The organism is Nocardioides turkmenicus (genome assembly GCF_011045035.1).
Classification (GTDB): Bacteria; Actinomycetota; Actinomycetes; order Propionibacteriales; family Nocardioidaceae; genus Nocardioides; species Nocardioides turkmenicus.
This window is the reverse complement of record NZ_JAALAA010000026.1, coordinates 38,036-60,598: the sequence shown is the minus strand read 5'-3', so window position 1 is coordinate 60,598 and position 22,563 is coordinate 38,036. Positions and strand designations below refer to the sequence as shown.

The window sequence follows — 22,563 nt, the reverse complement described above, 5'->3', positions numbered from 1 at the left end:
ACGAACACCCGTGGGAGAGTCCGCGCCGCACCCGCCCAGCACCAGCAACCCGGCTAGAAGCACGCCGGTCATCCGCGGTCTCATCATGTCTCTCGCCTCTTCACGGAATGGTCAGTTTCTGGCCGACGCGGAGCACGTCCGGGTCGCGCCCGATGACAGCGCGGTTCGCGTCGTAGATCTTTCGCCACTTCGACGCGTTGCCGTAGAACTTCACGGCGATCCGGCCAAGGGTGTCGCCCGATGCCACCGTGTAGCGCTTACGCCCCGCCTGACCACCGGCCGGGCGGTTGGGGCGGGCGGCCGCCGGGCACTTCGGTAGCAGCCGGCACTGCAGCGCCAGGACGTAGATCTCGTCTTCGGCGGTCGTGCTCTCGGTGATCGACGCGCCACCAGGCCCCGCGGGCGTCGCGTCGGCGACGGGCTCGAGGGCACGCACATGAAGCTCCGGCGCCCTCACCGATGAGAACACGTCGGCGATGCGCACCCGACTTCCGAGCAGGGCACCGGCGTGCGACGCGACGACAGCTGTCGGTGGCGGATCGACCACGACCTCAGGGGTGGCCCGTGCGGCCATCCACACCGACGGGTCGTCGAGGACCATGACGCGGGGTTGCGCCACCGTCGACTCGGGTGGCGCAGCGGCGTGGAGTGTCTGGAACTGCGCGTCCTTCATCATCCGTAGGCTCGGCAGAAACCCGAGATCGACCTTCGGCGCGGTGTCGCCGGCGTCGGCTCGAACCTGCACGGTGATGTTGCGAGCCAGGACCAGGCCGGTGACGTACGCCGTGCACTCCCCCTTCGGTGGCGAGGCTCCGTCCGACAGCAGCCGAGTCGGGTCGCGGAACCGCCAGCCGCTCGAGGAGAAGACCTGCGGACTGAGCCAGGGACGCGAGACCGTGATGTAGGAGTACTCGAAGGACACTCTCTCGATGCCGGCGTCCCCACTGGTTCCCAGCCTGGTGCGCAGCTCCTCCGGTGCCGACTCGGCCAACACGGTCAGCTCGTCGGCGGTGACGGTGATCCGAGGCCAGGCGACGTCGACCACGTCGGTCGGCACGTAGCCGCTCGGAACATAAGACAGTCCGTCCACCGACGTACGGAAGAAGATCTCCGCCAGGTCCGGGTCGAAGAGCTTGCGGTAGCCCGCCCATGCCACCTGAGGTGAGTCCGAGCCGAGGTCTCGGAGCACCCGGCGGGCCTCGTCGACCTCTGTCCGCCCACCTGGGCCTTTCCATGCCGCGGCCGCCTTCTCTACCGCGGCACGCAGCTTGGGCTCGTCGGCGTCCCAGGCGTTCTTGATGGCCGGATCCGCCGAGGCGATGGAGGCCTCACCCTTGCGGTTGTTGTACTCCATCGCGGCCGCGAGGTACGCGTCGCGATAGCGCTCGTACGCGACCACCTTCTTGCTCGGTCCCGTGGTCCCGCCCGCGGTGTCGTAGAGCAGGTCGAACGCCGTGTCGTACGCCTTCTGCTGCTTCGGGGTCCGAGTGCCTTCGAGCAGCTCGGCGTCCGACAGGATCTCGCCGTACACGTCCCACAGCCGGGTGCCCTCCGGCTGCCACAACGGCCCCGACGGAATCTCGTTGACGAGGAGCGAGAACTGGGCGTGCGCGTTCGCGCCTTCGCCGAACGGATCAGCCACCAGGGCCCGGAGACTGGTTGCCTTCAGGCCGATGGGAGCCAGCGGGAAGGCCTGGTACTCGCCCTGGTCGACGAAGACCTGACCCATCTTCCCCGCCAGGCCGAGGACCACCTTCGCGTCGATGCCGGCCATGCTGCTGCCCTCCTTGCGGGTCCGCTCAGACGAACTCGGCGTCGTCGAGCTCGTCGAGCGGGTTCGGCGCCTTGTCGAGGAGGTGGTTCACGAACCCGATGATCTGCATGCCGTTGACGCCGAGGGTCTCGCCGTCGTCGGTGGAGTCGAAGTCCTCGTGCTGGTCGGACCGCTTGTAGCTCCCGGAGAGCCGGAACGGCCCCCAGCCGACGCCGCCGCCGGCTTCCACCTCGGACGCCGTCTTGTGGTACGCCGAGCGGAACTCCTTCGACTTGATCTGGACGTTGCGTACGAAGATCGCCTGCGTGGCGTAGCCGATGAACTCACCGGTCGGCGGCCGCGCCCCGTCGGACGGCATCTGGTCGAACATCCAGCCCTCACCCTTGCGCAGGATCCAGCCGCGGTTCGCGAAGAACTCCGGGTAGAAGCCGGCGCGTACGACGAGTGCCTGGCAGAGCTCGAACGACATGCTGAACTCCTCGACCGCGTGGGTCTCGGTGTACGACGAGCTCTTGCGGCCGCCGTTGGCGTCGAACGAGAACAGCCCGAAGTTCAGGCCGCCGCCGGCCTTCCACGAGGTCTCGGTGTTGTCCTTCGCCCACTGCGTGTGATTGTGAGTGACGCCGATCTGGGTCCAGCCGCCGGAGTTGGCCAGGTCGCCGGGCACCAACGTCGTGTAGGGGAACGCGACGCCGATCTCCGGCGTCGAGATGAATGCCTGGTCGTAGCGCTCGAGGAGCGACTGCTTCCACAGCTTCAGGCTCCGCTGCGTGGTCTGGTTGATGAAGGCGTTGATGTCGTCGACCTCGTTGCGGTATCCGCCCGTCACCCACGCGTCGGCGGCGGCCTTGACCCTCAAGAAGTAGTTCTGCTGGTTGAGGATCCAGTCGGCGGAGGCCTGCTTGCCCTCCGGCCCGGTCGCGCCTGCTGCGGCCGCCCGCTTGCTGTTGTACTGGGTCGTCGCGTCGAGGTACTTCGTCATGTGCTCGTTGTAGGCATTCATGAGCGCCGACGGGACGGTCTTCTCCTCCTCGACGTCGGTCGCCAGGTTCTTGACCATCTTGGTCTCGAAGAGCTTCCCGCGGAGCCTGTCCAGCTTGGCCTGCTCCTCCTCGGTGAGCGGGTGGTCGACCACCTTCGAGAAGCGAAGGATCTGGCGGTAGATCTCGCTCAGGTGCTTCTCGGCGTCGGGCTTGTACATGCCCTCCTGCTTGTCGTTGCTGTAGGCCATGCTGACGTCGGGGATGAAGTCGAGCAGCTGCGCCAGGTTGTACGCGTGCAGGACGCGCTTGTTCTGGGTCTCGGCGTCCGGAGCCGAGAAGATGCCCTGGGAGCAGAAGTCGAGGTCCTCCGCGCTGAAGGGCAGCCCCGGGGTGACCCATGTGAAGAAGGTGTCGTCGTCCGGCTTGACGTTGCCGTCGCCGCCCATCACCGTCTGGTAGATCTGCGCGGTGAGCGCGGTGCCGAGATCATTGAGTGGGAATGGCATGTCGTTCTCCTTGGCTGGAGCCGCTCCCGAGCGGCGCCGAGTGATTGATGTACGAGCGGTCAGCTCCCTGCGCCATGGCCGCTCCCGAACCGCAGACCTGCGCGCGTGCTCTCGATGTGCAGGCCTGTCCAGTTGCCCTCGATCGGCCGGGGGTACCCGTCGACCACGGATCCGGCAGCGATGTCATAGGCGGTGTATGCGCCACTCCCGTGGAAGAAGTGGGCTATGCCGGTCGGCCACACGAGGACGGCGTCGATGCCTGCCTCGACGACCCCCGGCCAGATCTCGGCGACCTGCGTCGGCGGGCCGTCCACCTCGTCCGCGATCACGTCGTACCGGAGGCACTCCGCGTCCTTGATGAAGTACGCAACGTCACCCGGCCAGCGCACGGCCGCGTCGAGGTCTGACTCGAATACGCCGGGCCACATCGTCGCGATCGGCAACGGGTAGCCCTCGGCCGCTTTGCCCGACGCCCAGTCGTACAGGACGTACAGGTCGCCCTGGAAGAAGTAGACGTTGCCATCGGGCCAGCACAGTGCCGCGTCGATGTCCTCGGGGAACAGCCCAGGCCAGTCCTCTGCGATCGGCCGGGGATAGCCGGCGTCCACGGCGTCGGCGGCCGCGTCGTAGCGCACGTACTGGTCGCCGAGGAAGAAGTACGCCTTGTCCTTGTCCGGAGCGACGAACCCCGCCAGTCTGCTGTTGAGTCCCATGCCTGCTCCCTGCCCGAAGGTTCCGCGGCGGCCTCAGCCGTCGATCCCGATGGATCCGATGCCGTGTTGGTCGAGGTGGGCGGCCAGGGCCGCCACCGTGTCCCGTGTCGTGGTGCCGTCCTGGTCGGCGAGTCCGTTGGCGGCTTGGAACGCGGCCACCGCGGCCTGGGTCTTGGGGCCGTCGAGACCGTCGATCGGGCCGGGGTCGAAGCCGAGCGCGGTCAGGGCCTGCTGGATGCCATGGACGGTGCTGAGATCGAGCACGGTGGCTGCCGGTTCACCGCCCGCGCCGGAGCGTTGGGGTGCGCGCCCGCTCTCCTGGAAGAAGGTCACCGTCGCCGTTTCGTCGGTGCCCGACAGCGCCACGAAGAGGTCGTGGAGATCCACGCCGACCCGCTGACCCGTCGCGACATCGCCGAAGATCTCGCACACCGCCATGTGCACGTGGCCCGGGATGCCACCGAACTCGAAGACTTCGCCGATGACCTCGCCTCGCGAGACCGCACCGCCTTGAGCAAGCGTCTCCGGGACGTTGGTCAGATGGGTGTAGAAGCACCCCATCCTGTCGCTCTTGTCACGCACGAAGATCTGGGCGCCGTACACCTTCCCGCTGTCGGTGGCCGGGTCGTGGGGATGGAACCGAGAGACCTGTCCGTCGAACGCGGCTCGGACCTGCGTCCCTGACGGTGCTCCCAGGTCCATGCCGAACTGGATGTACCACTCGGGGGGAACGTGACCACCCGAGTTCGGTCCGCCGAGCGTCCGGGTGAATCCGGACCCGAGCGGGCTCATGAGGTCGATGTCGAAAGCAGCCATCGTGCTGCTCCTTGGGATCACGTGGTCAAAGGGTTGAACCCAGACTCGGCGAGCCTGGACACAAGGGCGTCGAGGAACGCCCTGTCGGTGGTGGAGCCGGTCGGTTGCAGGCCTTGGTCGGCCTCGAACTTGCTCGTCGCTGCCTGCGTTCGTTGCCCGTCGGCGCCGTCCTGACTGCCCGGCTGGTAGCCGAGCGCGATCAAAGCGCCCTGTACGCCGAAGACCGTCGTGAGATCCATGGCGATCGACTCGAACGGCAGCCCCTCGGCGGTGACACGCTCTGCGAGCAGGAAGTGCTCCCGGTCGAGCGCGTTCCGGATCACGATCGTGCCCTCGTGCGGCCCGAACGCGCATTCCTCGGCGCAGCCGGACCAGTCCGCGGCGGCCGCGTGAGTCTGGAACTTCGGGAACCGGAACATCGGTCCCAGCGCCCAGCACGTGCTCAAGGTGGCGAGCTGGGCGTTCGCGGGCCAGTCGGCGAAGGCCGCGAACTCCGACCGTCCGACCAGCACAGACTCCATGGCGTCGAGCTTGCGCAGCACCAAGGAGTCGATCTCGTCCCGCGAGAGCCTCAGATCGGAGAGATCCTCGTAGGCGAGGTGACCATGCGCTGCGAGATCGAGCCGGCTCTTGACCGCGTCCCATCCCAGAGCGACGTCGTCCTCGGTCGCGGTCGGGCCGCCGTCACCATGGGTCCACACGACCTCGTTCGCCAGTCGGAGAGAGGCCGCTCGCTCCTGCTCGCTGGGCGCGGACATCTCCTGCGCCGTCTCGTCCATCTTGTTTCCGATTCCGGTGCTGACCCAGCCGCGACGATCGCAGTAGAGCCAGTTCACGACGCCCTCGAGCGGAGCGTTGAAGGTCACCCAGTAATCCCTGATCTGAGCGTGCATCGGTGTTCCCGTTTCCAGGAGGAAAACTGTGAATGCGCGAAGCGATTCGTGATAGCAGACCGCCGTCGCTATCCGCCGGACATCGCAGCCAGCTGAGGATCCACGATGTCGTCCCGGAGAGAGAGCCACTCATCGGCGAGCTCTGTCTCATGTGATTCGATCCTGCGGCCGTTCATCTCCGGATGCCGGGCGAAGAACAGCAGATTGGTGAGCTCCTTGGACTCCTGGACACCCGCGTCGTACGCGATCATGACGGCGCCGACGTCATCGCCGTCGCTCACCAGCGAGAGGAAATGGTCGGCCGAGTCGCCCAGGACCGCGAACACGGAGGACGGCTCCTCCAGCGGCATCGGGTCCTCCGGTTCGGGGAGCGTTCCGCCGCCGGAGACGAGCTCCTCGATCCTCGCGTAGACATAGTCCCAGTCGAAGTACGGCTGGTCGCGCAGCCCGCCCGGATCCCAGCCGCCCTTCGGATCGCACCGAGCGATCGGGGTCAGGTCCTCGTGGCCCAGCAGCCGCGGCGTACGCCACCACTGCTGGTCGGTGGGCCAGCCGTTGCGCTCTGCGATGTCGACCGCCAGCGCGGCAACCGTGTCGTGCTGGGCCTGCGTGAAGCGCAGGCCAGGACGCAGCGGTGTGGCGTCGGTGGTGAGGGGGCCGTCGTAGTGATAGACGCAGGGCACGCACTCGACGTGGACGTAGCAGGAGTTCGCCGTCTTGGTGCCCGGCAGCAGCTGCATCGGGTTGTCCTTGCCGGGCCAGCGAGCGTGCCAGTGGTCGACCAGAACAGCCGGCAGGTCGCCCTCCCAGTTGCCCCTCTCCACGGAGAGCTTCTGGTCCTTCGACGGGTCGTCCTTGTTGGACATTCCCACGCCGATGGCCTGTTCGCTCTCGTTGGCCATCTGTAACAGCTCGCCGCCCTCGGAGCCGCCCCAACCGTTCACGTAGTGGCAGCCGTGCGACTGAGAGTAGTGGTCGACCGCGCGCTCGGTGTGGGAGATCCCCTTCTTGCGCGCGCTCTCGGGAAGCCCACTTCCCGTGGTGTGCACGACGAGCCCGTAGACCCTGAGCTGCCAGTCCACCGGCCTGTCCACGTCGTTCCATTGCTTCGACGCGGGTGTCGCGAGTGGCGAGGTTCCGTCGTTGCTCATCGTCGTTCTCCATGGAGGTGCTCTTGTCATGACAAGTCGATCCGACGGCCTGACAAGCCGTGGTCGATAACCATCCGCGAACTCCGAGACTTGAACTCAAATCCAGGAAACAACAAAGGTCGCCGCGCGGATATCGCCTATTCGAGGCAAAACGCGATAGCTCAGTTTGATCACAGCGACACCGACGAACAGAAGCGGTTTCCGGGCCTTTTGGCGGTGGGCGGACGCCGTCACCCGCGCTGTTCGTCTCCGCCTGTCCCTCGCTGGGCGGCCTCGAGGATCGCTCGCCACGGCAGCTTCTGGTCCGGAGGCATCTGGCGAGGCGGGTGGAGGGGCCAGAGATCGGGGCCCTCGATGAGGTGTACGCCGGCGGCGCGGAGGGCTGCCATGTGGGACGGCCAGGCGGGGTGCTCGGCGTGAGCGGCGTTGATGAGCGGGAAGAGCACCACGGGGACGGTCGTCAGGCTCTCGGTGACGACCGTGAGGGCCTGGTTGTCGGCCAGGCCGAGGGCGATCTTCGCGGTGCTGTTGAAGGTCGCGGGCGCTACGACGATGGCGTCGAGCTGTGCCGGGTGGGTGCGCGGCTCCCAGGGCAGGCGAGTCACGTCGCCGTGTACGGGCCGGGGAAGCCGGTGGCCGCCTCGATGCGGTCGGCTTCCCCGTTGGCGCTGAGCCAGGAGAACGCGGTGGGCGTCAGCGTCACCGGCACCTGGTGACCGGCGTCCACCAGAGGCACGACCAGCTCGTCGTGGAGCTGCTCCACACCGCCCGCGGCGCAGGCGATGACTCCGATGATGGCCACCCCGTGAGGGTACGTGACCGAAGGTTCAGCCCATCTTGCCGGCACCGGCCTTGATCGCCTCGCGGATGCGGACATAGGTGCCGCAGCGGCAGATGTTGCGGATCTCGTCGATGTCGGCGTCGGTGACCGAGCGGCCCTCGGCGTGGGCCTTGTTGACGGTCGCGACGGCGGCCATGATCTGGCCGGGCTGGCAGTAGCCGCACTGGGCGACGTCGGCGTCGAGCCAGGCCTCCTGCATGGGGTGCAGGCCGTCGCCCGGCACGGTGTCGGCGAGGCCCTCGATCGTGGTGATCTCGTCGTCCTCGTCCAGAGCGCTGATCGGGGTCGCGCACGGGTTGAACGCCTTGCCGTTGATGTGGGACGTACAGGCCTTGCAGACGTTGATGCCGCAGCCGTATTTGGGGCCACGCACGCCGAGCACGTCGCGCAGCACCCACAGCAGGCGCTCGCTGTCCTCGACGTCGACCGTGACCTTCTCCCCGTTGAGCTTGAAGGTGTAGTTGGGCATGGTCTCTCCCCTGTTCAGTAGGTGTAGCTGAGGCCGTCGGTCGGCGAGGCGGGCACGGGCGGGACGAACGACTTCACCTCGAACGAGATCGGATCGTGGTGGTTGATCGGGAACGAGGTCGGCGTGGTGCCCGTCGCCCGGGCGTAGGCGCAGGCCACCGCAGCGAACGAGGCCGCGACCCCGGCCTCACCCGCGCCTCCGGGGATGTCGGTGACCGGATCCATGACGAAGACGCGTACGTCGGGCGGGGTGTTCCACTGCCGGGTGTAGAAGTAGTTGTCCCAGCTGGCCTCGAGGTAGTGGCCGTCCTCGAGGTGGGTGCTGGCGGTCAGCGCGAGCGCGATGCCGTCCATGATCCCGCCCTGCATCTGCGCCTCGACGCCCTTGGGGTTGATGACCTCGCCGCAGTCGATGGCGAAGGTGACCTTGGTGACCCGAGGGCCGGTGACGGCGTTGTAGATCTTCCGGTTGACGGTCTCCGGGCGGCAGTCGATCTCGACCAGGCAGGCGGAGTAGCCCTTGTACTCCTGGTGGACCGCGATGCCCTGGGCCGTGCCAGCCGGCATCGACCTGCCCCAGTTGCCGGCCGCCGCCACCTGCTTGATGACGCGGCGCAAGCGGTCCTCCTTGGCGTACTTGAGGCGGAACTCGACCGGGTTCAGCCGCATCTTCTTGGCGACCTGGTCGATCGTCAGCTCGAGGGCCGCGCGTACGTCGGGTGAGTAGACGTTGCGCACCGCGCCGGAGTTGATCGCCTTGCTGGTCGTCTCCATGAGGCCCTGGGTGGTGAGGCCGAAGTCGTAGGGCACCTGCTGCGAGGTCACGAAGATGGTCTCCGAGACGCCCAGGTTGCTCACGCCGGCCGGGAGCGAGATGGCGGACGAGGTCAGGATCTCGCCGAAGCCGTGGCGGTAGTCGGTGGCGGTGCAGGTGTGCTGCTGCTCGACGGAGAGGATGTTGTCGCCCGCCCAGACCGTACGCACCCGGGAGGTCGCCATCGGATGGTTACGGCCCTGGCGTGGCTCGTCGGCGCGGTGCCACATCAGCCGGACCGGCGCCTTGCACTTCTGCGACACGAGGGCAGCCTCCAGCGCGGCGTCCCAGAAGAGCTTGCGGCCGAACGAGCCGCCGGACTCGACGACGTTGAACGTCACGGCCGTCGGCGGCAGTCCGAGCTCGAGCGCAATGCTCTCGGCGGCCACGATCGGGGTCTTCGAGCCGGCCCAGATCGTCGCCTTGTCGGCACGGACGTCGGCCACCGCGCAGTTGGTCTCCAGTGGCGAGCCGCTGCGGGTGTAGAAGACGAAGTCGGTGTCGAGCGTCTTGACGTCGGCAGCGGTGAGGCCGCCGGTGAGCCCGCCCACGGCGTCGGTCACGGTGCCGAGGAGCTCCTCCACGTTCGGCACCGCCATCGGACGCTGGATGCCGCGGAGCTCCTCGAGGACGTCGGCGTCGGACCTGCCGCTCACGGTGCCGGGGTTCCACTCGACGTCGAGGGCGCGGACGGCGTTGATGCACTGGCCGAAGGTGCCGGCGCGTACGGCGACGCCGGTCGGGATCGTGACGACGTGCGTCACGCCCGGCATCGCCTCGACCTCTGCCTTGTTGCGTACGGACCGCACCGTGCCGTTGTGCTCGGGAGCGCGGCAGACCATTACCGGCAGGGCATCGGGAACGTCGAGGTCCATCGCGAACTGCTTCTTGCCGGTGACCGCGTCCAGGGCGTCCTTGCGGCGGCGCGGGGTGCCGATCACCGCGAAGTCGGACTTCGGCTTGAGGTCGACGTCGACGACCTTCGTCACCAGGGCGGCCGCGGAGGTGGCCAGCTCGCCGTAGGAGATCGAGGCGCCACCGGGGGCGGTGATCACGCCCTCGTAGACGGAGAGGGTGTCGTGAGGCTGCGCGAGAGCGATCGCCGCGGCGTCGAGCAGCACGCGGCGGGCGATGGCCGCGGCGACACGTACGGGCGTGTACATCGCGTGGATCGTGTTGGAGCCACCCGTCATCTGATTCCAGATCAGCTCGGGACGTGCCTTGGACAGGGTGACGTTCACCTTGCCGAGCGGCAGGTCGAGCTCCTCGGCGATCAGCATCGCGATCGAGGTGGTGATGCCCTGGCCGACCTCGGCGCGGGGCAGCTCGAACGACGCGGTGCCGTCCTTCTCGACGACGACCTGGATGAGGTTCGCCGTGGGGCGCGCGGCGTCGGTGAGCAGGTCGTTGAGGTCGTAGAGATCGGCCGGCTGCGGTACGCCGGGGACGACCGCGGCCGCGGGAGTGCCGAGGCCGATGCCGATCTGGGCGGCGCCGGTGACGGTGGCCGCGGCCAGGAGGTAGCCGACGAAGCGGCGGCGGCCCATCTCGTGCTCGGCGAGACCCGCTACCGACAGGCCTGATGACGTCTCGGGATGTGTTGACAAGGCGGTTTCCTCCGTTGGTCCGGTCGGGGTCCTGGTCACGTTATGTGTGGCGCGTCACACCTGTGTCGCCCTGGAACGCCAACTTCGTTGACTTTCCGCGCCAGCTCGGACGATCGGCTCACACCGAGGTCAGAGAGCCCTTACGGAGCGAGCCCGGCGTGACTCCGAAGCGGGACCGGAAGGTCCGGGCGAAGTGGGACGGGTCGGGAAATCCCCAGCGGCTCGCGATCGTCGCGGTCGAGCAGCTGGCCTGGGCCGGGTCGAGCAGCGCGGCCCGGATCGCGAGCAGCCGGAACTCGCGCAGATGCGCCATCGCTGAGAGCGGCTGGCCCTCGAAGAGTCGGTGCAGGCTTCGTGGCGAGAGCCCGTGGGCGGCCGCGACGGCGTCGTGGCTGAGGTCGGGGTCGGAGGCGTGCGCCTCCACATGGGCGATCACGCGGGCCCGGAGCGCCTCTCCCGGGTCCGTCTGGTCCCCTCCCCCGACGAGGCTCGAGAGCAGCTGGATCGCGGCCTCACCCAGATGCGTCGCTCCCCCGGGCTGCGGCGTGTCCCGGACCGCACTTCCCAGCAGGTGCCCGAGCACGCCGGTCCGGCCGTCGGCCGTAGTCCAGCCGTGCGACATCGACCGTTCGATAACCGAGTCCGACGCGGCGAGCGCACGGCGCGGGAGCGTCATCGCGAGAACCTCCCACCGCTCGTCGAAGCGCAGCTCGTAGGGGCGGCTGGTGTCGTAGATCGCGATGTCACCGGGCCTCAGCACGATCTCGGTGCCGCCCTGCCGGACGACGGACCGCCCGTGGCGCTGGACGCACACCTTGAACGGCTCGTCGGGTACGTCGGCGAGGGAACGGCGGGTTCGGCGTACGACCTGCGGGGTGCCGCCGACCCGGAACGCGTCGACGCGTCCCAGGCTCGCGTGCTCGATCGCCCCGGCCAACGGGCCGGGCAGCACGCTCTGCCCGGGTGGCAGCCGCTCGGCCTGCAGTCCTGCGAAGGCGTCCGCGAGCGCGGTACGCCACCTCTCCGACACTCCGCCCGAGTCACCATGCGTCATGCCGAGATACTGCGCACCCGGCTCGTCGGGCGGTACCCCCGTAGGAGGGCGGCGTCAGTCGATGAGTCCGGCCTCGCGCGCCATCCGCACGGCGTGGACCCGGTTGTTCGCGTTGAGCTTGCGGGTCGCGCTCTTGAGATAGGACTTCACGGTGCTCTCCACGATCCCGAGAGCCTCGGCCGCCTCGCGGTTGCTGCTCCCGAGCGCCACTTGCCGGAGCACGTCGATCTCGCGCGCCGCCAGCCGTACGACGGGGGCCAGCTGAGCCGGCTTCCGCTCCCCCGGCGCGCCGGTGAGCCGCTGCACCATGGCCTCCAGGCGGCTGCGTACGTCCGGGTCCATCACCTGGCCGGCCAGGTCGGTGAGCTCCGCGGCCATCTCCCGGCGCTCGGCGAGATCACGCTTCGCCGCGGCGTCGACCGCGCTCGGAGCCGGAGAGGGTGCAGGGGCCAGCCTGGAGAGCCGGTTGCGCACCTCGTCGTCGATCAGGATCTCCCGCTCGAGCGTGCGGATCAGCGGTCGCAGCGCGTCGAACCAGACGCCGCCGAGACCGACCCGCGACCGGGAGGCGAGGTAGATGAGCATCCGCGGACTCCGGTCGACCAGGATCGGCAGGGCGGCCACCGTCTGGATCTGCTCCTGAGCGACGGCGGTGTCGTAGAGGTGGGTGATCCCACGCGCGCTGTAGTAGTGGTCGACCGAGCCGGGCTGACGGGTCTGCAGGGTCTTCCCACCCAGGCCCTCCCCGTTGACGACCCGGAGACCGCGCAGCGAGGCGCCCTTCGCGCCGCAGGTCGCGGTGATGTCGATGGCGGTGCCGTCACCGCGGACCGGACCACCGAAGGCGAGATCCAGCCCGGACGCGGTCCGGAACGAGGCCAGCGTCTGGGCGATCCGGGACCCGTCGTACGGCGCCTCTGCGGCGATGGTGCTGGTGCTCATGACGCCGAGCGTAAGTGACGATCATCACAGGCAACAAGAGGCACACCCCCTCTTTCGAGGGCACTCGTCCGGGGGTATCGGACACGTTGTGACTGCCCCAACACTCGGTGCACCAATCCGAGTAGGAGGCACGATCATGGCCCAAATCGCGGCTAACCGAGCCGAGGTCGACGGGCGCACCATGCGCCGCGTCGCGACGGCGTCACTGACCGGCACCACCATCGAGTTCTACGACTTCCTCATCTACGGACTCGCCGCAGCACTCGTCTTCAACGCCATCTTCTTCCCGTCCATGGGCGGTCCGGAAGGCACCCTGGCCTCGATCGCGACGTTCGGTGTCGCGTTCGTCTTCCGGCCGCTCGGGGCGATCCTCTTCGGTCACTACGGCGACCGGATCGGCCGCAAGGCGACGCTGATCACGACCCTGCTGATCATGGGCACCTCGACGTTCGCGATCGGCCTCATCCCGAGCGTGGAGACGATCGGCAAGAGCGCCGTGGTGATCCTGGTCGTGCTGCGCGCCCTGCAGGGCATCGCGCTCGGCGGCGAGTGGGCCGGCGCGGCCCTCCTCACCACGGAGTACGCCGCCCACGGCCAGCGCGGCCGCTACAGCATGTTCCCGCAGCTCGGTCCCAGCCTGGGCCTGATCATCGCCGCCGGCGCCATGCTGACCACCTTCCGGCTCATGGAGCCCGACGCCTTCGCCGCCTGGGGCTGGCGGATCCCGTTCCTGGCCAGCGCCGTGCTGATCGGTGTCGGCCTGTGGGTGCGGCTCAACATCGCCGAGACCCCGTCGTTCAAGAAGGTGCAGTCGGCCGGCACCCGCAGCGCGCTCCCGTTCCTCGGCTGCATCCGGGACCAGTGGCGCCAGGTGCTGCTCGGCGGCGGCATCATGGCGATCGTCTTCGGCGCCTTCTACACCGGCGCGAGCTTCATGGTCGCCCACGCCGTCGGCACCCTCGGCCTGAGCATGACCCAGGCGCTGCTCGGCGTCATCGTGGCCGCGTTCGCGATGAGCGTGACGGTGATCCTCTCCGCCTGGCTCTCCGACGTGCTCGGCCGCCGTGCGGTGCTGCTCCTCGGCGCCGCCTTCGGCGTGGTCGCCGGCCCGCTGGCGTTCGGCGTCATGGAGCCGGGCAGCTTCGCGAGCTTCGCGCTCGGCAACAGCCTGCTGCTGTGCGTGCTCGGCCTCAACTACGGTCCGATCGCGGCGTTCCTGCCCGAGACGTTCCAGGCGAAGTACCGCTACACCGGCGCCGGTCTGGGCTACAACATCGCGGGCATCCTCGGCGGCGCCGTCCCGCTGGTCATCGCCGAGGACCTGCTGGCCCGGTGGGGCACCGACGGGATCGCGTACTTCCTCACCGCTCTGGCCCTGCTGAGCGTCGTCTGCCTGCTGGTCGCGAAGGAGACCAGCCGCGTGGAGCTCGACGCGGAGCCGGTCCCCGCCTGATCCACCCTCTTTCGGGGGTGTGGCGGACACCACGGTCTCGGTCATGCTCGCGGCATGACCGAGACCTCACCCATCACCGCATCGTCGGCTCGCGGCGACATCGACGTCCCGCTGCTCGAGGAGACGATCGGAGCCAACTTCGAGCGCACCGTCGCCCGCCACGGCGACCGTGAGGCGCTCGTCGAGATCGCCAGCGGACGCCGCTGGACCTACGCGTCGCTGAACGCGGACGTCGACGCCCTCGCGGTCGGCCTCCGCAAGGCGGGCATCGGCAAGGGTGACCGGGTCGGCATCTGGGCTCCGAACTGCGCGGAGTGGACGATGGTCCAGTTCGCCACCGCGAAGATCGGCGCGATCCTGGTCAACATCAACCCGGCCTACCGCACCCACGAGCTCGCCTACGCGCTCAACCAGTCCGGGGTGCGCCTGCTGATCAGCGCCACGTCGTTCAAGACCAGCGACTACGTGAAGCTCGTCGGCGAGGTCGAGGCCGACTGCGGTGCCCTGGAGAAGACGATCTTCCTGGGTACGCCGGAGTGGGACGCCCTGCTGTCCGCGGGCCGCGGCGAGCGGCTGGCCGACCACGTCGACTACCCGCTCGACCCGAACGACGCGATCAACATCCAGTACACGTCGGGGACCACCGGCTTCCCGAAAGGCGCGACGCTGTCGCACCGCAACATCCTCAACAACGGCTTCTTCGTCACCGAGACGATCCACTTCACCGAGCAGGACCGGCTGTGCATCCCGGTGCCCTTCTACCACTGCTTCGGCATGGTGATGGCGAACCTCGGCTGCACCACCCACGGCGCCACCATGGTGATTCCGGGCCCCGGCTTCGACCCGCGTACGACCCTGCAGACGGTCCAGGACGAGAAGTGCACGGCGCTCTACGGCGTGCCGACGATGTTCATCGCGATGCAGGACGACCCGGAGTTCGCCTCGTTCGACCTCTCCACGCTGCGCACCGGGATCATGGCCGGCGCGCTGTGCCCGATCGAGGTCATGAAGCGCTGCGTGAGCGAGATGCACATGAGCGAGGTCGCGATCGCGTACGGGATGACCGAGACCTCGCCCGTCTCCTGCCAGACCCGCACCGACGACGACCTCGAGCGGCGCACCGAGACGATCGGTCGGGCCGCGCCGCACGTCGAGATCAAGATCGTCGACCCGGCCACCGGCGAGGTCGTCCCCCGCGGCACCGCAGGCGAGTTCTGCACCCGCGGCTACTCGGTGATGCTCGGCTACTGGGACGACGAGACGAAGACCGCCGAGGCGATCGACGCCGACGGCTGGATGCACACCGGCGACCTGGCCGTCATGCGCGAGGACGGCTACTGCGTGGTCGTCGGCCGGATCAAGGACATGGTCATCCGCGGCGGCGAGAACATCTACCCGCGCGAGATCGAGGAGTTCCTCTTCACCCACCCCGACATCGCCGAGGCCCAGGTCGTCGGCGTCCCGGACGAGAAGTACGGCGAGGAGCTCTGCGCCTGGATCCGGATGCGCCCCGGCGCCGAGCCGCTGGACGCCGACGCCGTCCGGGCCTTCGCCCACGGCAAGCTCGCGCACTACAAGTCGCCGCGCTACGTCCTCATCGTCGACGAGTTCCCGATGACGGTGACCGGCAAGGTCCGCAAGATCGACATGCGCGAGCAGAGCGTCGCGCTGCTCGGCCTCTGATGGGCTACTGGCACCGGACCGGTCCGCACACGTTCACCCCGACCGAGCACGTCGGCGGCGCCTGGGACCCGGGCACGCAGCACATCGCCACCCTGCTCGGGGTGCTCGCGCACGAGGTCGAGCGCGACCGTGACGCCCGCCGTGACGACGGGCTCCAGGTCACCCGGATCAGCTACGACATCCTCGGCACGATCCCGCTCGAGCCGGTCCACGTCGAGGTCGCCGTGCTCCGCGCCGGCCGCACGATCGAGCTCGTCGAGGCGCGGGCCTGCCACGGCGGACGGCCCGTCGTGCTGATGCGCGCCTGGCTGACCGCCGGCTACCCGACCGCGGACCTCTCGGGCACCCACCACGCGCCCCTGCCCGCACCGGACGCGTTGCCCGACTGGGACATGACCACGGTGTGGGACGGGGGCTTCATCGCCTCCGTCGAGGTGCGCCGTCACGACCTCGGCCCGGGACGGGCGCAGGCCTGGGTGCGTACGCCGCACCCGCTCGTCGTGGACGAGGACGTGAGCCGGCTGGCGCAGGTCGCCGGCCTTCTCGACATCACCAACGGTGTCGCCGTCCGCGTCGACCCGGAGGACGTGAGCTTTCCGAACCTCGACCTCACCGCGCACCTCTTCCGGGCGCCGACCGACGGCTGGCTCGGGCTCGACACGACGGTCTCCTTCGGCCCGGAAGGGGCGGGTGTGACCACCACCGTGCTCCACGACGAGCGGGGCGTCTTCGGCATCAGTACGCAGTGCCTGACCGTGCGCCCGTGACAGCTGGTCACCGGGACGCGGCGACCACCGGCGCCGACGGCCTCGGCCGACCCGCTCGCCGGCGGTCGGCCACGAGGACGACCAGGGCGACCACGACGGCCAGGGCGTAGAACCCGGTCGCGACGTCGAAGACGGCCGCGAAGCCATGGGCCTGGGTGACGGCGTCCGGAGCCGGGTCGTGGTGGACGGCGCTGCCGTAGACGACGGTGAGCAGCGCGAGCCCGATCGACCCGCCGAGCTGATGGGCCGTGTTGACCAGACCGGAGGCCGCGCCCGCGTCTCCCGGGTCGACCTCCGCCATGCCGAAGTCGGTGAGGAGGATGATGGCGATGCCCTGGCCCACGCCCAGGACGAGCAACGGCGGCAGGATCGAGGCGACCGAGGTCGTCGCGTCGATCCGGCTCAGCCAGGCCATGCCGATCCCAGCGGTCGCCAGCGAGGTCAGCAGCAGCCCGGACCTGCTGACCATCGGGGTGGCCCGGCGCACGACGTACACCATCGCGAAGAACATGCCCGTCAACGGGATGAAGACGAGGCCGGTGGCGAGCGGGCTGAGTCCACGCACGTTCTGCAGATACTGCGAGAGGAAGTAGAACGTCGAGAACATCGCGCCGACGATCAGGATCCGGCTGACGTACGCCCCCGAGCGCTGCACGCTGGCGAAGAGCCGGATCGGCACGATCGGCTGGGTGGCTCGCAGCTCGATGAGCACGAAGGCGGCGAGCAGGACCACGGCCGCGGTCAGCGGGAGCAGCGTGCGAGCGCTCGCCCAGCCGATCTCGGCGGCCTCGACCAGTCCGTAGACCAGTGCCGACATGCCGACCGTGACGGTCAGGGCGCCCAGCATGTCGACCCGGCCGGGCTGACGCTCGGTCTCCGGCAGAAAGCGCGGTGAGAGCGCCAGGATCACGACTCCGAGCGGGACGTTGATCAGGAGACCCCAACGCCAGGAGAGATACTCGGTGAAGACGCCGCCGACGATGATCCCGACGCTGGCGCCGGCGCCGATCACCGCGCTGTAGATCGCGATGGCCCGGGTGCGCTCCTCGGGCTCGGGGAAGCTCGTGATGAGGAGCGCCAACGTCGACGGGATGGCGAACGCCGAGGCCAGCCCCTGCAGTGCCCGCGCTGCGATCAGAAGACCGGCGGACGGCGCGAGCCCGGCCAGGAGCGAGGCAGCCGTGAACAGCACCGTGCCGGCGATGAACACGCGGCGCCTGCCGAGCAGGTCACCAGCACGAGCGCCGAGCAGGAGGAGGCCGCCGAAGGCGAGGACGTACGCGTTCTGGATCCACGACAACGACGAGTCGGTGAACCCGAGCTCTGCCTTGATGTGGGTGAGTGCCGTGGTCACGATCGAGGCGTCGAGGGTCATCATCAGCTGGCAGCCGAGGATCACCATGAGCACGATCGCTCGGTGCCGGGCGCCGCTCGGGCGTGTTGGAAACATGGGTGCACTGCTCCTAAGTAACTAACGAGTTGGTTGCTTTCAGTGAAACACCGATCGCGAGAAAAGACAACTAACTAGTTACTTGCTTTAGAGTGGGTGCATGGCCAGAGACTCCGAGGCGACCCGCGCACGCATCCTCGACGCCGCCGAGGCCGAGTTCGCGGCGTACGGCATCGCCGGCTCACGCGTCGACCGGATCGCGGATGCGGCGCAGGCGAACAAGGCGCTGATCTACAAGTACTTCGGCACCAAGGACGAGCTCTTCGACGCCGTCTTCGCCCACCGGGTGCTCGCGTTCGTCGACGAGGTCGAGTTCGACGCCACCGACCTTCCCGGCTACGCCGGACGCTCCTTCGACCTCTACGAGCGCTTCCCCACGACGCTGCGGCTGACCACGTGGTACCAGCTCGAGCGGCCTGACGGGAAGCTCCCGGCGATCGTCGCCTCCAACGACGCGAAGCTCGCCAAGATCGAGGAGGCGCAGCGCGCCGGGAGGCTCACGTCGGCCTACTCCCCGCTCGAGTTGCTCACCGAGGTCCGCGCCCTCGCGATGAGCTGGCACCTGCACACCCCGGAGCTGGCCCTCGTACGCCGGCCGAGCCGTGCCCGCTGCCGGGAGATCGTCGTCGAGAGCGTCCGGCGCCTGGTGGCTCAGGCCTAGGGCGTCCCGCTAGCTGCGGGAGAAGAAGTCCTCGTAGCGGTGCTCGCCGACTGGCCGCTGGTCGACGACGTCCTGCTCGCGCACCCGGAGCTCCACGCGGCGGATCTTCCCGGAGATCGTCTTGGGCAGGTCGAAGAACTCCAGGCGGCGCACCCGCAGGTAGGGCGGCAGGTGGTCGCGGGCGAACTCGAGGATGGCCCGGGCGGTCTCGGCGGTCGGCTCGTGGCCGGCGGTGAGCGAGACGTACGCCTTGGGGACCGCGAGCCGCACCGGGTCCGGGGCGGGGACGACCGCCGCCTCGGCCACCGCGGGGTGCTCGATCAGGACCGACTCGAGCTCGAACGGCGAGACCTTGTAGTCGGAGGCCTTGAAGACGTCGTCGGTGCGACCGACATAGGTGATGTAGCCCTCCGCGTCGCGGCTGGCGACGTCGCCGGTATGGAAGAAGCCACCGCGCATCGCGTCGGCGGTGCGCTTCTCGTCGTCGCGGTAGGCGGTCATCAGGGTGGCGGGCCGCGAGGAGAGGTCGAGGCAGAGCTCGCCTTCGCCCGGGCCATCGATCACGGTGCCCTCGACCGGGTCGACCAGGACGACCGGGACGCCGGGGAGCGGGCGTCCCATCGAGCCCGGACGGACCGGCTGGCCGGGACTGTTGGCGATCGTCGCGGTCATCTCGGTCTGCCCGAAGCCGTCGCGGATGGTGAGGCCCCAGGCCTGGCGTACCTGGCTGATGACCTCGGGGTTGAGCGGCTCCCCTGCGCTGATCGCCTCGCGCAGCGACCCGCAGCCGCCGCTGAGGTCGGCCTGGATGAGCATCCGCCACACCGTCGGCGGGGCGCACATGCTGGTGACGTGCTCCTCGCGGATCCGCTGCAGCAGCGTGGCCGCCTCGAAGCGCGTGTAGTTGAGGACGAAGACGGTCGCGCCGGCGAGCCAGGGAGCGAAGAAGTTCGACCAGGCGTGCTTGGCCCAGCCCGGGCTGGAGATGTTCATGTGCACGTCGCCGGGGCGGAGCCCGAGCCAGTACATCGTCGACAGGTGCCCGACCGGATAGGTGTAGTGGGTGTGCTCCACCAGCTTCGGGCGGCTGGTGGTGCCGCTGGTGAAGTAGAGCAGCAGCGCGTCGCTGGTGGCGTTGCCCGGGTGCTCGAGCGGCTCCTGGCTCTCCGCGGCGGCCGCGGCGTACCCGTGCCAGCCCTGCTGCTCCCCCACGCAGACCCGGAGATAGTCGCCCGGGACGCCGTCGAACTTCGCCGTGTCCTCGGCGTTGCAGACCACCGCCCGCGCCCGGCCGCGGTCGAGACGGTCCGCCAGCTCGGCCGTGCCGACCGCTGTCGTCGTCGGCATCAGGACGGCGCCGACCTTCATCGCCGCGAGCATCGTCTCCCACAGCTCGACCTGGTTGCCGAGCATGACGATCACGCTGTCGCCCCGGCCGACACCGAGCCGCTGGAGGTGGCGCGCCACCGCGTTCGACCGCCGGGACAGCTCGTCGAAGGAGTACGCCGCCCGCGACCCGTCCGGCTCGGCGATGACCAGCCCCGGAGCGTCGTTGCCCCGTGCCATCGGGTCGAACCAGTCGTGGGCGAAGTTGAAGCTCTCCCCCACGTCGGGCCAGCGGAAGGTGTCGAGCGCCCCGGTGTAGTCGAGGCGCTGGGCGATCAGCGCATCCCGGGCGGCCAGCAGGGCATCCGTCGAAGTCGTACTCGTCATGACGGCATCTTCCTGGCGAGACCGCTCCCGCCCTACCCCCGGAAGAGGGGGGGCTACCGGGTTAGCCCGCCGACGATGACGGTCGGCTCGACGTCGACCGGGAAGTTCACGCTGTTCGCGATGAAGCAGTCCAGGTGGGCCTGGTGGTGAGCGGAGGTGGCGGCCTCGATCATCGACTCGTCGGTGACGGTGACGACCGGGTGGAGCACGGCCCGGGTGAACCGGCCGCCGGTCCCCTGCGTCTCCATGGTGGCGGTCGCGGCGTCGTGGTAGTCGATGACGACGATGCCCACCTTCACCGCCTGGTGCAGGTAGGAGAGCATGTGGCACTGCGCCAGCGAGGTCAGCAGCAGCTGCTCAGGGTTGTGCCGGCTCGCGTCGCCGCGGAAGGTCGGATCGGAGGAGCCGAGGATGTCGGGCAGTCCGTCGATGCGTACGACGTGGTCGCGGGCGTAGTCGCGGTAGCCGCTCGTCCCGGTGCCACGGTTGCCCGTCCACTCCACCGAGACCGTGTAGTCGTGGGTCAGTGCCATGCGGACACGCTAGCGCCGGGTCGAGCATGCACCGCGGTTCGCCCGGTTACCGCGTACGTCATGACCGCTATCGAACCCTCTGGACGTACCGGGCCGGGCTGGTGGCGCTCCGCCGTCGTCTACCAGGTCTACCCGCGCAGCTTCGCCGACGGCAACGGCGACGGGGTGGGCGACCTGCGCGGGATCCGGGAGCGCCTCGACCACCTGGAGTGGCTCGGGGTCGACGTGCTGTGGATCTCCCCCGTCTATCCCTCACCGATGGCCGACAACGGCTACGACGTCAGCGACTATCTCGATGTCGACCCGACGTACGGGACGCTTGCCGAGCTCGACGCGCTGATCGCCGAGCTCCACGAGCGCGGGATGAAGCTGGTGATGGACCTCGTCGCGAACCACACCTCCGACGAGCATCCGTGGTTCGTCGAGTCGAGCTCGAGCCCGGAGAGCCCGAAGCGCGACTGGTACTGGTGGCGCGACGAGCCCAACAACTGGGGGTCGTTCTTCTCCGGACCCGCCTGGACCTACAGCGAGGGCAGGGCCGCGTACTACCTGCACCTGTTCACCCGGAAGCAGCCGGACCTGAACTGGGAGAACCCCGAGGTCAGGCACGCGGTGTACGACGTCCTGCGCTGGTGGCTGGACCGCGGCGTCGACGGCTTCCGGATGGACGTGATCAACCTGATCTCCAAGGACCCCGAGCTCCCCGAGGCACCGGTCATGCCGGGGCAGCGCTACGGCAACATGCGCGCGTCGGTGCTCGACGGCCCGCGCGTCCACGAGTTCCTCGCCGAGATGCACCGCGAGGTCTTCGACCGCTACGACGACCGCGACCTGCTGCTCGTCGGGGAGACCGGGGAGACGACGGTCGAGGAGGGCCGGAAATACACCGATCCGGCTCGCCGCGAGCTCGACATGGTCCTGCACTACGAGCATGTCGAGATCGATCACGGCACCTTCAAGTGGGACGTACGTCCCTTCGACCTCGGTCGGCTCCGTGAGCGGCTCGCGGCCTGGCAGACCGGGCTCGCCGATGTCGGCTGGAACAGTCTCTACTGGGACAACCACGACCAGCCGAGGGTGGTGTCGCGGTACGGCGACGACGGGCGCTGGCGCACCGAGTCGGCCAAGCTGCTCGCGACCGTCCTGCACCTGCAGCGGGGCACGCCGTTCGTCTACCAGGGCGACGAGATCGGGATGACGAACTACCCGTTCGCATCGATCGACGAGTTCGACGACGTGGAGGCGGTGAACTACTACCACGAGGCGATCGCCCTGGGCATGGAGCCCGAGGACGTGATCCGCTCGCTGCGAGCGATGTCCCGCGACAACGGGCGTACGCCGATGCAGTGGGACGACTCCCCCAACGCCGGCTTCACCACCGGGAGGCCGTGGCTCGCGGTCAACCCGAACCACACCGAGGTCAACGTCGCGGCGCAGCGCGACGACCCCGACTCGGTGCTCTCGCACTACCGCCGGTTGATCCGGCTTCGGCACGAGGACCCGGCCGTGGTCGACGGCGACTTCACCCTGCTGACCGACAGCCATCCCCAGGTCTTCGCCTTCCGCAGGCGCCACGAGAGCGGCCAGCTGGTCGTGCTCGCCAACTTCAGCGGCGCCGAGGCGGACCTGGGCGAGCTCGCCGGGGAGTGCCGTGGCGACCTCGTGATCGGGTCCGGCCACGGTTCCGTGATGGCGCCGTGGGAGTCACGGGTCTATCGCCGCTGAGCCGGTCTCAGTCGGT

General features: G+C 68.9%; 20 protein-coding genes. 5 read left to right on the top strand and 15 right to left on the bottom strand.

Features of this window, described 5'->3' with window-relative positions; all coding sequences use genetic code 11:
• Window positions 1-100 precede the first annotated feature (100 nt).
• The 12 genes from G5C66_RS22975 to G5C66_RS22925 all read right to left on the bottom strand — a co-directional run bounded on the left by G5C66_RS22975 (window position 101) and on the right by G5C66_RS22925 (window position 12,562).
• Window positions 101-1,774 carry a LysM peptidoglycan-binding domain-containing protein gene (locus G5C66_RS22975; RefSeq protein ID WP_165113495.1) on the bottom strand — a complete coding sequence of 558 codons (1,674 nt, stop codon included), beginning with the start codon at window positions 1,772-1,774 and terminating at the stop codon, window positions 101-103.
• A 25-nt stretch (window positions 1,775-1,799) separates the two neighbouring features.
• The gene (locus G5C66_RS22970; protein ID WP_165113493.1) at window positions 1,800-3,263 is read right to left on the bottom strand and encodes a hypothetical protein; all 1,464 of its coding nucleotides are present in this window, start codon (window positions 3,261-3,263) and stop codon (window positions 1,800-1,802) included.
• A gap of 59 nt (window positions 3,264-3,322) precedes the next feature.
• Window positions 3,323-3,976: a hemopexin repeat-containing protein gene (locus G5C66_RS22965; RefSeq protein WP_165113491.1), complete on the bottom strand. Its 654-nt coding sequence runs from the start codon at window positions 3,974-3,976 to the stop codon at window positions 3,323-3,325.
• 33 nt (window positions 3,977-4,009) lie between these two features.
• Window positions 4,010-4,792, bottom strand: a complete 783-nt coding sequence (locus G5C66_RS22960; protein WP_165113489.1) for a M23 family metallopeptidase — start codon at window positions 4,790-4,792, stop codon at window positions 4,010-4,012.
• Window positions 4,793-4,809: 17 nt separating this feature from the next.
• Window positions 4,810-5,658 carry a peptidoglycan-binding protein gene (locus G5C66_RS22955; protein ID WP_165113487.1) on the bottom strand — a complete coding sequence of 283 codons (849 nt, stop codon included), beginning with the start codon at window positions 5,656-5,658 and terminating at the stop codon, window positions 4,810-4,812.
• Between the two features lie 95 nt (window positions 5,659-5,753).
• The gene (locus tag G5C66_RS22950; protein ID WP_165113485.1) at window positions 5,754-6,836 is read right to left on the bottom strand and encodes a peptidoglycan recognition protein family protein; all 1,083 of its coding nucleotides are present in this window, start codon (window positions 6,834-6,836) and stop codon (window positions 5,754-5,756) included.
• A 230-nt stretch (window positions 6,837-7,066) separates the two neighbouring features.
• Window positions 7,067-7,441, bottom strand: coding sequence for a flavoprotein (locus G5C66_RS22945; protein ID WP_338144290.1), 375 nt, complete (start codon window positions 7,439-7,441; stop codon window positions 7,067-7,069).
• Window positions 7,438-7,638, bottom strand: a complete 201-nt coding sequence (locus G5C66_RS26225) for a hypothetical protein (RefSeq protein ID WP_241248777.1) — start codon at window positions 7,636-7,638, stop codon at window positions 7,438-7,440. The genes G5C66_RS22945 and G5C66_RS26225 overlap by 4 nt, the downstream gene beginning before the upstream one ends.
• 25 nt (window positions 7,639-7,663) lie before the next feature.
• On the bottom strand, window positions 7,664-8,146 hold the full coding sequence (locus G5C66_RS22940) for a (2Fe-2S)-binding protein (RefSeq protein ID WP_165113483.1): 483 nt from the start codon (window positions 8,144-8,146) through the stop codon (window positions 7,664-7,666).
• Window positions 8,147-8,160: 14 nt separating this feature from the next.
• Window positions 8,161-10,566, bottom strand: coding sequence for a molybdopterin cofactor-binding domain-containing protein (locus G5C66_RS22935; RefSeq protein ID WP_241248776.1), 2,406 nt, complete (start codon window positions 10,564-10,566; stop codon window positions 8,161-8,163).
• Window positions 10,567-10,684: 118 nt separating this feature from the next.
• A complete protein-coding gene (locus G5C66_RS22930; protein WP_165113481.1) occupies window positions 10,685-11,620 on the bottom strand; it encodes an AraC-like ligand-binding domain-containing protein in 936 nt (311 codons plus the stop codon).
• A gap of 54 nt (window positions 11,621-11,674) precedes the next feature.
• A complete protein-coding gene (locus G5C66_RS22925) occupies window positions 11,675-12,562 on the bottom strand; it encodes a helix-turn-helix transcriptional regulator (RefSeq protein ID WP_165113478.1) in 888 nt (295 codons plus the stop codon).
• A gap of 136 nt (window positions 12,563-12,698) precedes the next feature.
• On the opposite strand from G5C66_RS22925, the gene G5C66_RS22920 reads away from it, so the two are divergent.
• The 3 genes from G5C66_RS22920 to G5C66_RS22910 are packed head-to-tail and all read left to right on the top strand — an operon-like array spanning window position 12,699 to window position 16,465.
• The gene (locus tag G5C66_RS22920) at window positions 12,699-14,015 is read left to right on the top strand and encodes an MFS transporter (RefSeq protein ID WP_165113476.1); all 1,317 of its coding nucleotides are present in this window, start codon (window positions 12,699-12,701) and stop codon (window positions 14,013-14,015) included.
• 54 nt (window positions 14,016-14,069) lie between these two features.
• Entirely contained in the window at window positions 14,070-15,698 is a 1,629-nt protein-coding gene (locus G5C66_RS22915; protein WP_165113474.1) for an AMP-binding protein, read from the top strand.
• A complete protein-coding gene (locus G5C66_RS22910) occupies window positions 15,698-16,465 on the top strand; it encodes a thioesterase family protein (RefSeq protein ID WP_165113473.1) in 768 nt (255 codons plus the stop codon). The genes G5C66_RS22915 and G5C66_RS22910 overlap by 1 nt, the downstream gene beginning before the upstream one ends.
• 7 nt (window positions 16,466-16,472) lie before the next feature.
• Here G5C66_RS22910 and G5C66_RS22905 read toward each other — a convergent pair whose 3' ends face one another.
• The gene (locus tag G5C66_RS22905) at window positions 16,473-17,915 is read right to left on the bottom strand and encodes an MFS transporter (RefSeq protein WP_165113471.1); all 1,443 of its coding nucleotides are present in this window, start codon (window positions 17,913-17,915) and stop codon (window positions 16,473-16,475) included.
• A 100-nt stretch (window positions 17,916-18,015) separates the two neighbouring features.
• Between G5C66_RS22905 and G5C66_RS22900 the strand changes: the two genes are divergently transcribed.
• Window positions 18,016-18,576 carry a TetR/AcrR family transcriptional regulator gene (locus G5C66_RS22900; protein ID WP_165113469.1) on the top strand — a complete coding sequence of 187 codons (561 nt, stop codon included), beginning with the start codon at window positions 18,016-18,018 and terminating at the stop codon, window positions 18,574-18,576.
• A gap of 9 nt (window positions 18,577-18,585) precedes the next feature.
• Here the strand turns inward: G5C66_RS22900 and G5C66_RS22895 are convergent, their stop codons facing one another.
• Entirely contained in the window at window positions 18,586-20,289 is a 1,704-nt protein-coding gene (locus G5C66_RS22895) for an AMP-binding protein (protein ID WP_165113467.1), read from the bottom strand.
• 53 nt (window positions 20,290-20,342) lie between these two features.
• Window positions 20,343-20,822: an OsmC family protein gene (locus G5C66_RS22890; RefSeq protein WP_165113465.1), complete on the bottom strand. Its 480-nt coding sequence runs from the start codon at window positions 20,820-20,822 to the stop codon at window positions 20,343-20,345.
• 60 nt (window positions 20,823-20,882) lie between these two features.
• Between G5C66_RS22890 and G5C66_RS22885 the strand changes: the two genes are divergently transcribed.
• Entirely contained in the window at window positions 20,883-22,547 is a 1,665-nt protein-coding gene (locus tag G5C66_RS22885) for an alpha-glucosidase (protein ID WP_165113463.1), read from the top strand.
• Window positions 22,548-22,563: the final 16 nt, after the last annotated feature.